This window comes from Mucilaginibacter sp. 14171R-50 (assembly GCF_010093045.1).
Classification (GTDB): Bacteria; Bacteroidota; Bacteroidia; order Sphingobacteriales; family Sphingobacteriaceae; genus Mucilaginibacter.
The window spans coordinates 4,156,721-4,170,236 of the sequence record NZ_CP048115.1 but is presented as its reverse complement, the minus strand read 5'-3'; the positions used below and the strand labels follow the sequence as shown (position 1 = coordinate 4,170,236).

Here is a 13,516-nt window from a genome sequence, read left to right as displayed (position 1 = left end):
CACACGAAAGTGGTTGATCCCTGTTTGCTTTTATACCATAGGTCATATACAGTTGGGCACAGGGAATTTAACGGTATTTTTTACATTAGCGATATGTTTCCAACCATAGGCCACCTCTTTGAATACGTGTTCAACACCCGGTTCTCGTTCCCTATACAAACGCTGGGTTTTTTTGTGGCTTTGTCGTTTTTATTGGCCTATGTAGTATTTACATCCGAGTTTAAAAGATACGAGGCTAACGGTAAGATACATGCCTTTAAACGCACGCTTGTATTTGGTAAGCCCGCTTCTGTGTTAGATATACTGGCAAATTTCTTATTGGGATTTATTTTAGGGTTTAAATTTTTAGGGGCGATTTTTAATTACCAAAGCTTTGTAGCAGATCCGCGTAGATACCTACTTTCAATACATGGCAGCACAATAGCAGGCCTATTGGCCGGAACCGCATTTGCGGTATGGGTTTACCTTGATAAAAAGCGCGATCAGTTACAAAAATCAACGATGATTGAGGAAACGCGGCACCCTTACCAGTTAATGGGGCTTATTGTTTTCAGTGTCGGCTTTTTCGGGTTTATTGGGGCCAAGCTGTTCGATGCAGCGGAGCATATTGCCCAGTTTAGGTATAACCCCTTGGCGGTGTTGTTCTCATCAAACGGTTTTGCTTATTATGGCGGCTTAATATTTGGCGCGCTCACGTACCTGTATATCGGGTATCGGCATGGTATGAAACAGGTACACCTGGCAGATATAGGCTCGCCCGGTATGATGCTGGCTTACGGTATTGGCCGTATAGGCTGCCAATTGGCCGGCGACGGCGATTGGGGGATAATAAATATGCGTGTTAAGCCACAATGGCTTAATTGGCTGCCCAATTGGATGTGGAGTTTCAAATATCCGCACAATGCCATTAACGCGGGCATACCAATACCCAGCTGCAACGGTAATTATTGTAACCAGCTTGTAAAAGGGGTTTACCCAACGCCGTTTTATGAGGCCACTTTATGTATAGGAATGTTTTTGCTGATGTGGACATTCCGAAAAAAAATAAAAGTACCGGGGCTAATGTTTTGTATTTACCTTATACTTAACGGCGGCGAGCGTTTTTTAATTGAACACATCCGCATAAATTTCAATTACAGTTATTTAGGTATTACCTTTACACAAGCAGAACTAATTGGTGGCCTGATGTTGCTTGGTGGGGTTGTGGGCATAGCCATAATTGCTTACAAACGCTTTAGGCCGTATCGCCAACCTGTATAAACCTATAATTTAAATTGATTGAACCCATGAGAAGGATTACATTGGTTTGTATATATATCTGCACGGCGTTGCTGCAAGCCCATGCGCAAACTAAATCTGTAGATCTCACCCATCTGCAATTCACTGTGGAAGAAGCCCCGGAGTGGTCGGCTTTGTTAAAACGTAATACAGGTTGGTTTGGCGGCGATGGCATTTATACCATACCGCTAAACGGCGTAGAAAGCAGGCATACCGGGTTAAACGGTAAAACACTTTTCATATTTAGCGATAGCATGATCGGCGAAATTCGGGATAACGCTATGGTGCCGGGTTATAAAATGATTCATAATTCGGCAGCGATACTGGAGGGCAACAAGCCAATTAAAGATAAAATGAAGTTTTACTGGGGTACTGATGCAAATGGCAAGCCCGAATCATTGTTTATACCGGCAACACCTCAAACAGCCCCTTCTGATTATTACTGGCTTGGAGATGGCTTTGTAAACCAGGTAAATAATGCAACCTATATTTTTGGCTACCGCGTTAGGAATGTCAGCACAGGGGCCTTTGGTTTTAGGGAAGTAGGTAATACACTTATTAAGATACAGGGAGGGGCACAGATGTCTTTTAAAGAAGTTAAACAAATGGATACCCCGTTTTATTTAACTGATGGAAAAGATGATATAGGCTCATTTGGTGCGGGCGTTTATGTAAACACCAAAGCCGCAGGCGCACCAAAGCCCGATGGTTACATTTACATATACGGCGTACGGGGCATGGCTAAAAACCTGCTCGTAGCCCGCGTACTCCCCGTTAATTTTGAGGACTTTAAAAAGTGGGATTACTGGGATGGCACTGCCTGGGTTGGTGATATTGATAAAGCCGCACCTGTTACCAACAGCGTATCCAACGAGCTTAGCGTTTCTGCTTTGCCCGATGGACGGTACGCCCTGGTTTTTCAGCATGGCGGCATGAGCACTACGGTTGGGATGCGGATAGGGGCAAGCCCCGTTGGCCCGTTTGGCCCGGTTATAAAATTGTGGGACTGTAAACCCGACCTGGCGCAAAAAACTTATGTAGTTTATAATGCCAAGGCGCATCCTACCTTATCTAAGCCCGGCGAGCTGCTTATAAGCTATAACATCAACTCGGTTGAGTTTATAAAAGACCTTGAAGCCGATCCCAATCTATACAGGCCGCGTTTTATCAGGGTTAAATTCCGCTAATTTTGTAAAGTATAATTTGCTGCTGTTAAAAATGTTGTTTACATTAGCTAAATCAATTTAGCAAAACCGTTTAACTCCCTTATGAAAAAATGTTTAATGCTTGCCATAGTAGTAGTTATGTGCAGTTTTCAGCCGGTAAAGCCTGTTAAGATAGTGTTCTTTGGCGATTCTATTACCGAATACGGCGTAAAACCGGATGGCTTTATCACCCTTTTTCAGCAAAAGCTGAAGGATAATAAACAGGAAGGCAACTATGAAGCTGCCGGAGCAGGCATAGGCGGTAACAAGATATACGACCTGTACCTGCGTTACGAAGACGATGTATTGGCCAAAAACCCCGATATGGTAGTAATATGGGTAGGCGTTAATGATGTTTGGCACAAACGGTTGTTTGGTACCGGCACCGATTGGGACAAATTTGCTAAGTTTTACACAGCGCTAATAAAAAAATTACAGGCCAAAGGCATTAAGGTTACCATTTGCACACCCGCCAGCATCGGCGAAAAAACAGATTATAGCAATGAACTGGATGGCGACCTGAACAGGTATTCGCAGATCATCCGCGACGTTGCTGCACAAAATAATTGCGGCCTTGTTGATTTTAGAAAACTGTTTCATGAATATGCATTAAAAAATAACCCGCAGAATAAGGATAGGGATATCCTTACAGTTGATGGGGTACACCTTAACGCTACAGGTAATAAGCTTGTAGCCGATGTGCTTTACAAAACGCTTATTAAATAGCATAATTTTAGTTGGTTTTATATTTTGATTAAAGGGGGTGGGAGCGCCCCCTTTTTTGGAATATAGCTAACCGCACTGTATTTATTTTATACTTAATGAAAAAGCCTCTTATTTTTTGCGCTGCTGCATTATTTTTGGTAAACGCCTTACAGGCGCAGCAAGCTAACCTGGTTAAATATGTAAACACGCGGCAGGGTACCAACACTAAATACGAGTTCTCGTACGGTAACACCTATCCGGCTACCTCGCTGCCTTTTGGCATGAACACCTGGACACCACAAACAGGCAAAAATGGCGACGGCTGGAAGTATCAATATTTCGAAAAAACGATCAGAGGTTTTCAGCAGTCGCATCAGTGCAGCTCGTGGGTAAACGATTATGCTGTATTTTCGGTAATGCCCGTAACAGGTAAACTGGTGGTGAACGAGGATGAACGCGCGGCATCGTTCAGTCATGATAACGAGACAGCCCAGCCAAGCTATTACAGTGTTAAACTGGATAACGGTATCACCACAGAAATGACACCAACCGAGCGTGGCGCCAACCTGCGGTTTACTTTCCCGAAAGGTAAAGGCTCTTACCTGGTTTTAGATGGCTATACAAAAATGAGCATGGTAAGTATAGACCCGGTTAAGCGCACCATAACAGGCTACGTAAACAATTGCCGCTGGGCACCGCAAAATTTCAAAAATTATTTTGTTATTACTTTTGATAAGCCATTCACCGGTTATGGCACCTGGGAGAATAAAAGAAACACTTTAAAAGCTAAAAACAAAGAAGCCGAAGGTGAAGGTGCCGGAGCATACATTAAATTTAAGGATGGGGAAAAAGTGGAGGCTAAGGTAGCCTCGTCATACATCAGCCCGGAACAGGCTGAGCTTACGCTGCAAACCGAACTGGGTAAATACCATTCGTTTAATGATACCCGCAAAGCGGCCGATAAGGTTTGGAACACCCTGCTGGGCCGTATGGCGGTGGAAGGGGGAACCGAAAAAGAAAAGGCCACATTTTACTCATGCCTTTATCACGCCAATCTTTTCTCGCACCGGTTTTTTGAGTATGGTAAAGATGGTAAACCGTATTACTATAGTCCGTATGACGGTAAGCTGCACGATGGTTATATGTACACCGATAACGGTTTTTGGGATACTTTCAGGGCGCAGTTCCCGCTAAATACCATTATGCATCCCAAAATGGAGGGCCAACTGGTACAGGCCCTGCTGGATGCGCAAAAACAGTGCGGCTGGCTGCCTGCGTGGTCGTTCCCGGCCGAAACCGGGGGCATGCTGGGCAACCATTCGATATCGCTGCTGGCAGATGCATGGATTAAAGGCATCCGCACCTTTGACCCCAAACAGGCGCTGGAAGCCTATTATCACGAAGCTACAAACAAAGGCCCATGGGGCAGCGCCAATGGCCGCCCCGGCTGGAAGGAATACTTTGCCGATGGTTATGTGCCGTATACTAAGCAAACAGAAGGTGCAACCGCGTGGACATTAGAATTTGCTTACGACGATTTTTGCGCTTACCAGTTGGCAAAAGCAACCGGCAATAAATATTACGAAGACGTGTTTGCCCGCCAAATGTATAATTATAAGAACCTGTTTGACCCCAAAACGCGGTTTATGCGCGCTAAAGACGCCAAGGGGAATTGGATAGAACCTTTTGACCCTATGGACTGGGGCGGGCCGTATACCGAAGGTAATGCCTGGCATTGGACATGGTCAGTTTTTCAGGATACGCAGGGGCTTATCAATTTGATGGGAGGCGATAAAAACTTTACAGCTAAAATGGATTCGGTATTTACTGAGCCGGGAACTATAAAAGTGGGCGGCTACGGCACAGTTATACATGAGATGACGGAAATGGCAGCCTTTAAAATGGGCCAGTTCGCCCAGGGTAACGAACCTATTCACCACATGCTGTATATGTATAACTATGCGGGCCAGCCTTGGAAAGCCCAGCAGCACCTGCGCGAGGTAATGGACAAAATGTATAACGCCACCGAGAACGGGTACCCGGGTGACGAAGACGAGGGCCAGATGTCATCATGGTTTGTGTTGAGTGCCGCGGGGTTTTACAGTGTTTGCCCCGGTACCGACCAATACGTGGTAGGCAGCCCGCTATTTAGTAAGATGACCATTACGCTCGAAAATGGCAATAAATTCATTGTCGAGGCCAATAATAACAGCAAGCAAAATGTTTATATCCAGTCGGCCACGCTCAACGGTAAACCGTACACACACAATTGGATAAGCCATGCCGACATCATGAACGGCGGCACGCTGCATTTGGAAATGGGCAATAAACCTAACCTTACACGCGGCCTGGCAATTGAGGATAAACCATTTTCGCTATCAAAGGCTAACAGGCAATATTAAGTAAAAGCTTTCGAATCAAAAGTTAACAATAAGCTTTTGGTAGTGTGAATATTTGAGTTAATTTACGGCACCAATTACCGAAACTATGGATAGCAAACCAAAGTTTACCGAACGCAAATATCTGTTAGTGCTCATATTTGTAACCTCGTTGTTTTTAATGTGGGGCATATCCATGACGCTTGGTGATGTATTGAACAGGCATTTTCAAAATGTGCTGAATATAAGCAAAGCCCGTTCGGCTTATGTACAGTTCTCTATATTCGGCGCCTACTTTGTTATGGGGATACCGGCCGGTCTTTTCATGAAAAGGTTTGGGTATAAAAGCGGTGTTTTACTTGGGCTGCTGCTTTATTCTGCGGGTGCGTTTTTATTTATACCTGCTGCCAATGCCGAGTCGTTCACTTTTTTCAGGATAGCATTATTTATACTGGCCTGCGGCATGGCAACATTAGAAACCGTGGCGCATCCTTTTGTAGCCTCTCTGGGCGACCAGCGCACCAGCGACCAGCGTATTAATTTTTCGCAGGCGTTTAACGGCGTCGGCGGCATTATCGGCCCCATAATAGGCAGCTATTTTATTTTCGGCCAGGAGCAGGACCTCGTTTCGGTAAAACATCTTTACATTGTTATTGGCGCGGTTATAGCCGTAATAGCAGTGACATTTTCCTTTGTAAAAGTGCCCTCTCTGGTAGACCCACATAGTATCTCAACAGATTCTTATTCGCCAACAGAAGTGCCTCATGCCAATAAAAAACTTTTCCAACATAAGCATTTTGTTTTTGCCGTAATAGCGCAGTTATTTAATGTAGCGGCGCAAGGCGGTACCTGGGCCTTCTTTATCAATTACGGGCACGATATTATGCACTTCAGCGATAGCAAGGCGGGATACTTTTTTTCGCTTAGTATGATCATGATGATGATAGGGCGTTTCGCCGGCACTTTGCTAATGCGTTACATAGCCCCCAGCAAACTATTAGCGGCATTTGCTTTATGTAATATTGTGATGTGCCTTATTGTAGCACAGGGCTTTGGCTGGCCCTCATTTATTGCGTTGTTATTTATCAATTTCTTTTTCAGCATCATGTTCCCAACAATATTTAGCCTTGGCTTAAAAAACATGGGCAGGCAAACACAACAGGCCTCATCATTTATAGTGATGGGGGTGGTAGGCGGCGGGCTGTTTCCGTTACTAATGGGGCAGATAGCTAACCATAATGTAGCTACTGCCTACTACCTGCCAATAGTTTGTTATGCTGTTATCTTCTTGTTTGGATTTAGTTATAAGCGCCTTAACAAAAACAGTGTTTAAGGTACGCTGATATATTAAACCGCTCGCGCCGATTTAGCCGAAGTAGCAATAAATCGATTTAATGATATATAAATGCTATTTTTATCTATAATTATATTTTGATCTTACTGATATAGCCGTGAAAAAACTCTCCATAGTCGATATTGCCAACCACTTAAATGTATCAAAAACCACCATTTCGTTTATTTTGAATGGCCGTGCACAAGAGAAAAGGATTGGAAAGGAACTTGTTGAGCGTGTGCAAAAATTTGTAGATGAAGTAGGCTATAAGCCAAACTCGCTGGCCAAAAGCCTGCGTACCGGTAAATCAAACATTATAGGGTTAATGGTCGAAGATATTTCCAATCCTTTTTTTGCATCTATAGCCCGCTTAATTGAAGACCGTGCCTACAAAAATGGCTACAAGATTATTTACTGTAGTACCGATAATGATACTGAAAAAACGCGCGAACTGATCAATATGTTTCGCGACAGGCACGTAGACGGTTATATTATTGCCCCGCCCGAAGGTATTGAGGATGATATTAGCTCGCTAATTAAAGACGGGATGCCGGTAGTGCTGTTTGACAGGCATTTGCCAAAGGTAAATACCGATTTTGTGGAGATAGACAACCTTTTTAGCGCCTATAATGCTACGATGCATTTGATACAGCAAGGTTACAAAAATATTGGATATATCACATTTGCCTCAAACCAAACGCAAATGCAGGCCCGTTTAAAGGGTTATAAAGATGCTTTAGAAGAGAACAGCTTAAAGCCCTTTATAAAGGAAATTGTATTTAGCCGGGACGAAGAACTTATTATGGGCCCGCTGAATACTTTCCTGAAAAAACACAAAAACCTCGACGCCGTATTTTTTGGTACCAACCACGTAGGTACCTGCGGCTTAAAGGTAATTAACAGCCTGGGCTTAAATGTACCGGATGATCTGGCGGTTGTTTCTTTTGACGACTATGACGTTTTTAAACTTTTTTCGCCCCCAGTTAGTGCCATAGCCCAGCCTATTGAAGCTATAGCAGATAGTGTAATAACCGTATTGCTTAATAAATTAAATACATTATCTCAGCACATCAGCTCTCAATCTATTATCCTGAAAACGGATTTTCACATCCGGGGGTCGTCAAAAAAAGCTGAGAAGCCGGTAGCTGTAACTCAATAATTCCCTGATTAATTGTTGTATGCCTTTATTTGTAGGTTATACCCCCGCGTAAGCAGTTTGGGGTCTATTTCTACTTTAAGCGTTTTTGCCTCTCCCTGCATCAACGAGAAGTAACCATCGTTATACAAGGCCGGCAAAAGCTGTTTGCCCGCCTTATCAACCAATTGAGCCCTGACACCGAACGCCGCCGTGTTTTTTGAAGTATTAATTATGCGGTACGTAAGCAACCTATTAATGCCATTTTTTGCCGTGGATACTTTAACCTTGCTGTGCAATAAGCTTGTGCCCACCCGCGGCATTTTATTTAAGGCAGTATAATCAAGATAAGCGTTACCTATCCAGTAAAAGTTTTCGGACACAAGTTTTCCTGCTTTATTGGTAAGCCTGAGCTTTAAAAAATGTACAGCAGATAATGCCGGGCTGCTACCGGCATTACTAAATGCCACAAATGCTTCTGTGGCCGATGCCGGTGCTACATTCAAACTTTTGGTTATAGTATAAGCAGGCACAATCTTGCCGTTCATATCGTAAACAAATGCGGCTGCCCGCAATCCTTCTATGCTGTAAGCTTTATTGTTAATTACCTTAACAGAATTATTGGCCGCGTTCCATTGAATATGTACAGGTTCGCATGCTTTTTTTGCGCCGAAGTAAGCCCCGGTAAGGTCGTAGTAATAGTCGTAGGTTTGCCATATCATAGACGGATAAGCAGACTGGCTCATCCATATCAGCATCCCCGTAGCGTCCTTCCACATATGATCATTCCATGATTCATACATGGCCTTCATGGTTTCTACGTTCAGCATCTGGGCTTTTTTGCAAAAATCCTCTAAAGACGTCGCCTTCCCATAACTGTTATTTATAGTGTTAATATATTTAACCGGATCGGCCCCACCGCCAAGGCTGCCGTCGGTACTAAAGTAATGCCTGGCCCACATATTGGTTTTGCTGTTAACTGCTTCAGGGGTAGGGGCAACCCAATATTCTTGAGGCATAAATTTTTTAAAGCTTTCTGCATTTACAAACGTGGCGGTGCCCAGTTCGCTCCGCATACCATACGAGTCCTTTGAAAAAAGATAGCCGTTATGAGGGTCCGTAAAGTAAGTTTTGGGGTCGGTATTGCTCCAAAGCCCGCTGCCTGACAGTACGCGGCTGCCACCATGAATGGAAAAATTAGGGTTTGTTTCGCCGGCATTTGAACGGGCAAGGTAAATCCTGTCGTCGCTGTCGTTGTTTTTAATGGCTGCTTTAATGGTATTATTTAACGGGCCGTTAGGATCGCCACCGGGTACGCCCTCGTTAGCGCCGCACCAAATTACAATTGATGGGTGGTGCCTTAACTTTTTAACTTTTTCGATGGCGTTGGTTTTAAAAATGCCCAGGCTGTCAATCTGGCCAAAGTTGTTCAGCCAAAAATCATCCCATACCATTATGCCGTATTTATCACAATAATTATAAAAAGCTTCGTCTGTAACTTCACCCGTCCAGTTACGGATGATATTGAAATTCATATCCTGATGAAACCTTATGCGTGTTTCGTAATCCTTGCCACGTGCCTTAAGCATATAATCACTCATTCCCCAATTACCACCTTTTAAAAGTACAGGCACGTTGTTGATGTAAACCCGTAACGGGCCGTTTACCGAAGTGGTGTCTGCGCTTATTTTTCTTATCCCGAAGGTTTTAATCACCCTGTCTGATACCCCTGCGCCATCAACTTCAAAGCTAACACTGCAGGTATAAAGATGCTGTGTCCCATTTGCATTACCTCCATAGCCAGTTGGCCACCACAATTTTGGCGATTTAATATGCAGCTGCGCAAACTGTCCTTCGTTATAGGTCACATTTTCGAAGCTGTTTGGCCTTAATTTTATTTGAGGGCCGTTAACGGTAATATTGCCCGGATTGATAACAAACTTCAACGTACCGCTTACAGTGCGCGACGATGTATTTTGGAGATTTGCCCCCACCGTTAGATCAGCGGCGTTTAGATCCTTTAATTGAGTATGCACCCATGGGTCGGTCACTGTCACAGGCCCGGTAGTTGTTAAGCTAACCGTATCGGTAATACCGCTGTTTAAGCCCGGCACTTCGGGCATCCAGTCCCAGCTACCACTACTAATGTAAGTTGGGCTTTCCCAGTTGGCAAGTGGGTGCTTGTGTTCCGGGTCATTTCGAGGCGGCACGGTTAAGACCAAAATAACGTTTGGCGCTTTAGTGTTAAGTATATTGGTAATGTTATACCTTCCCCTTTCTACAAGCCCTTTTATGCTGCCTATATGCTGCCCGTTTACATAGATCTCGCCGCGTTTGTGTATACCATTAAAATTGAGCCAAACGGTTTTGCCAGGTTTAAAGGCCGACGACAAAAACTCAGAACGATACCAAAAAGGCCTGTTATATTTTGATTTATCAACCTGGTAAATATTATCCGCATAATCCGGATCTTTCTCCTTGCCGGCTTTAACATAAGCGTAAAATACAGTTCCGGGTACAACACCATCTATCCAGTTATTTGTACAGAAACCGGGCACCGACATTTGTTCCAGCGTATACAACCTGTCATCCTGCGGGAACAGTTTCCAGTTTAATTTAACAGATTGGGCCTGTGTTGCGGCCTGCAGCACCAGTAAGAAAAAGGTGTTTAAAGTAAACTTTAAAATATATCGCATAGAGCTAATTATTATCGGCACGCAATTTATAAAAAATTAGCTAAATCGATTTAATAACTATTTTATTATATTGCCGCCTAATTTTAAAGAACAGCCATGAAACGCTTTTTTACCGTACTGCTTTTACTTTTAAGTTTGGTTGACTACACCGATGCCCAAACTGCCGATACGAAAATTGCCAAAAGCGGCTGGAATGCGCAATGGATAGGTGCACAGGGAGATAATGGCAGCAGCTACGGCGTTTTCTACTTTCGTAAAAGTTTTAGTGTAGGGGTTAAGCCTTCATCGTTCATTGTTCATGTATCGGCAGATAACCGCTATAAATTATATGTTAATGGTACGTTGGTATCGTTAGGGCCTGCACGAGGCGATACCTATTACTGGAACTATGAAACTGTTGACATTGCACCCTATCTCTCTGCCGGAAAAAATATAGTAGCAGCACTGGTTTGGAACGAAGCCCAATATAGCCCTGCCGCGCAGATAAGCGTACGTACCGGGTTTATTTTACAAGGAAATACTTCAACCGAAGAGATATTAAATACCAATAACACCTGGAAGGGCATTCGCGATATAGGCCATCAGCCTGTGCCGGGTTATTTTTTTGCAGCCAGCAAGGGCGAAATGGTTAATATGAACGAAGCTGTTAAAGGCGACTGGACAACTATCGATTATAATGACAAAACTTGGCCGGAGGCCGTCAAACTGGCTGATGGAAAACTAAAAGGTATGGCCTGGGGTATAAATTGGGCTTTGGTACCTTCTACATTGCCTGCAAGGGAAATGACCTACCAGCGCCTGCTAAAATTGCGCCGTGCTTCCGGCGTAAGCATTCCTGCTGGGTTTCCTGAGCATAAGGCACCTGTAACTGTGCCCGCCAATACAACCGCTGTCATATTGCTCGACCAAACCTTTGAAACAAATGCCTATGTAACGCTAAATTTTAGTGGTGGTAAAGATGCGGGGCTATCAATTGGGTATGCGGAATCGCTTTACAAAAAAGGCAGTAAGGGCGTTATAAAAGGTAACCGTGATGAAGTAGAAGGAAAGGAGTTTGTAGGAAGAATAGACAGCCTGATAGCTGATGGCAGCGATGGGCAATCGTTTACCACATTAAACTTTCGTACCTACCGTTATTTAAGGCTTATAGTACAAACCAAAAATGAGCCACTGACTATTAATGATCTGTATGGTACATTTACGGGTTACCCATTTAAGCGAACGGCAATACTTAACACGGATAATGCCGAAATAAAACAAATGCTTGACATTGGTTGGCGTACCGTAAGGCTTAACGCCTGGGAAACGTATATGGACTGCCCATATTACGAGCAGTTGCAATACATTGGCGATACCCGCATACAGGCCATGATATCATACTATAATACCGATGATGACCGGCTGGCGCGTAACGCCCTTACTCAGATCGACCATTCGCGTTTGCCCGAAGGCGTAACCAGCAGCTGTTACCCTTCCAAAGGCACACAGGTTATATCAACGTTCTCGTTATGGTATATTGGCATGCTGCATGATTACTGGATGTACCGTGGCGATAATGCATTTGTTAAAGACAAGCTTCTGGGGGAAAGGGGCGTGCTGGATTTTTTTAGTAAATACCAACAGGCTGATGGCTCATTAAAAGATACTCCGTATTGGGCGTTTGTTGACTGGGAAGGTAATATGTGGGGTGAGGTTAAGGGTAAAGACGGCAGCGCCGCTATTTACGACCTGCAGTTACTTATGGCTTACCAATGGGCGGCTGACATGGAAGCAAAAATTGGGCTGCACGACTATGCCGTGATATATGCCGCTAAAGCAACGCAATTAAAAGCTACCATAAAGCGAAAGTACTGGGACCCGGTTAAAAAATTATATGCCGATACTAAAGAAAAGAACGGTTACTCGCAGCATACTAACGCACTGGCCATACTGTCAGGTGTGGTAGGCAAGGCGGATATGGCTGCTGTAGCTAACAGGATGCTTAGCGATACAAGCTTAACCCAATGCTCAATTTACTTTAAATATTATTTGAACCAGGCACTTGTAAAAGCGGGTTTGGGAAATGATTATATGAACTGGTTAGATATTTACCGTAAAAATATAGCAATGGGCCTTACTACATGGGCAGAATATTCGGATGTTAACACCTCCCGGTCTGATTGCCATGCCTGGGGCGCGAGTCCTAACATTGAGTTTTTTAGGACTGTTTTAGGAATAAACAGCAACGCACCGGGATTCGGTAAGGTGGAAATTGAGCCCCACCTGGGCAAACTCACAACGATTAGTGGCGAAATACCCCATCCAAACGGGAAAATTACTGCTGCTTATACCTTCAATAAGGGTAAGTGGACAATAAATATCAATCTTCCGCGGCAAACTACAGGTGTATTAATTTGGAAAGCCAGGCGATATCCACTAAAAGCAGGAAGCAATTCTTTTTTTATTTAACCGTAAATAACAATTGCTGTTAAAGGAGTTGATACCAGCCGGGGGTATAAAGTGCAAATTTAATGCAGGTAATTGTCTGTAGCCTTGCTTTTAAGCAATATTCGCGTACAGCACAGCCTGCAGACGAAAGACGCAAAAGCGTTTTGCGATAAGGTGCGAGTTTTGGTAAGCAATGACAAAAAAGAGCCCTTTAATCGATAGATTAAAGGGCTTTTACACTTTTAAATGTTTTAGCGGAGAGTTAGGGATTCGAACCCCAGGACCTGTTACAGTCAACAGTTTTCAAGACTGCCGCAATCGACCACTCTGCCAACTCTCCGGGGACAAAAGTACAAATC

At 43.9% G+C, this 13,516-nt stretch carries 8 protein-coding genes and 1 tRNA gene; 7 read left to right on the top strand and 2 right to left on the bottom strand.

The genetic code is table 11. The features are described 5' to 3' along the window. The first annotated feature begins 93 nt into the window (after positions 1–93). The 6 genes from GWR56_RS18860 to GWR56_RS18835 all read left to right on the top strand — a co-directional run bounded on the left by GWR56_RS18860 (position 94) and on the right by GWR56_RS18835 (position 8,058). Positions 94–1,260 (top strand): prolipoprotein diacylglyceryl transferase, encoded by a 1,167-nt coding sequence (locus GWR56_RS18860; RefSeq protein ID WP_162432751.1) that lies wholly within the window; start codon positions 94–96, stop codon positions 1,258–1,260. Between the two features lie 26 nt (positions 1,261–1,286). Further along, a complete protein-coding gene (locus GWR56_RS18855) occupies positions 1,287–2,465 on the top strand; it encodes a DUF4185 domain-containing protein (RefSeq protein WP_162432750.1) in 1,179 nt (392 codons plus the stop codon). Between the two features lie 81 nt (positions 2,466–2,546). After that, the gene (locus tag GWR56_RS18850) at positions 2,547–3,209 is read left to right on the top strand and encodes an SGNH/GDSL hydrolase family protein (protein ID WP_162432749.1); all 663 of its coding nucleotides are present in this window, start codon (positions 2,547–2,549) and stop codon (positions 3,207–3,209) included. 95 nt (positions 3,210–3,304) lie between these two features. Continuing rightward, positions 3,305–5,590, top strand: a complete 2,286-nt coding sequence (locus tag GWR56_RS18845; RefSeq protein ID WP_162432748.1) for a GH92 family glycosyl hydrolase — start codon at positions 3,305–3,307, stop codon at positions 5,588–5,590. An 85-nt stretch (positions 5,591–5,675) separates the two neighbouring features. After that, positions 5,676–6,899, top strand: coding sequence for a sugar MFS transporter (locus GWR56_RS18840; protein ID WP_162432747.1), 1,224 nt, complete (start codon positions 5,676–5,678; stop codon positions 6,897–6,899). A 118-nt stretch (positions 6,900–7,017) separates the two neighbouring features. Beyond that, positions 7,018–8,058 (top strand): LacI family DNA-binding transcriptional regulator, encoded by a 1,041-nt coding sequence (locus GWR56_RS18835; protein WP_238395267.1) that lies wholly within the window; start codon positions 7,018–7,020, stop codon positions 8,056–8,058. Positions 8,059–8,066: 8 nt separating this feature from the next. Here the strand turns inward: GWR56_RS18835 and GWR56_RS18830 are convergent, their stop codons facing one another. Next, the gene (locus GWR56_RS18830) at positions 8,067–10,730 is read right to left on the bottom strand and encodes a glycoside hydrolase family 2 TIM barrel-domain containing protein (RefSeq protein WP_162432746.1); all 2,664 of its coding nucleotides are present in this window, start codon (positions 10,728–10,730) and stop codon (positions 8,067–8,069) included. A gap of 96 nt (positions 10,731–10,826) precedes the next feature. Between GWR56_RS18830 and GWR56_RS18825 the strand changes: the two genes are divergently transcribed. Next, the gene (locus GWR56_RS18825; RefSeq protein ID WP_162432745.1) at positions 10,827–13,178 is read left to right on the top strand and encodes an alpha-L-rhamnosidase C-terminal domain-containing protein; all 2,352 of its coding nucleotides are present in this window, start codon (positions 10,827–10,829) and stop codon (positions 13,176–13,178) included. A 234-nt stretch (positions 13,179–13,412) separates the two neighbouring features. On the opposite strand, the gene GWR56_RS18820 is transcribed toward GWR56_RS18825, so the two are convergent. Next, positions 13,413–13,497 (bottom strand) — tRNA-Ser (locus tag GWR56_RS18820). Between the last annotated feature and the right edge of the window lie 19 nt (positions 13,498–13,516).

Coding starts and splice junctions, on each gene's coding strand:
- GWR56_RS18855 (WP_162432750.1), top strand. CDS start 1,287: ATGAGAAGGATTACATTGGTTTGTATATATATCTGCACGGCGTTGCTG.
- GWR56_RS18825 (WP_162432745.1), top strand. CDS start 10,827: ATGAAACGCTTTTTTACCGTACTGCTTTTACTTTTAAGTTTGGTTGAC.
- GWR56_RS18830 (WP_162432746.1), bottom strand. CDS start 10,730: ATGCGATATATTTTAAAGTTTACTTTAAACACCTTTTTCTTACTGGTG.
- GWR56_RS18860 (WP_162432751.1), top strand. CDS start 94: ATGTTTCCAACCATAGGCCACCTCTTTGAATACGTGTTCAACACCCGG.
- GWR56_RS18845 (WP_162432748.1), top strand. CDS start 3,305: ATGAAAAAGCCTCTTATTTTTTGCGCTGCTGCATTATTTTTGGTAAAC.
- GWR56_RS18850 (WP_162432749.1), top strand. CDS start 2,547: ATGAAAAAATGTTTAATGCTTGCCATAGTAGTAGTTATGTGCAGTTTT.
- GWR56_RS18840 (WP_162432747.1), top strand. CDS start 5,676: ATGGATAGCAAACCAAAGTTTACCGAACGCAAATATCTGTTAGTGCTC.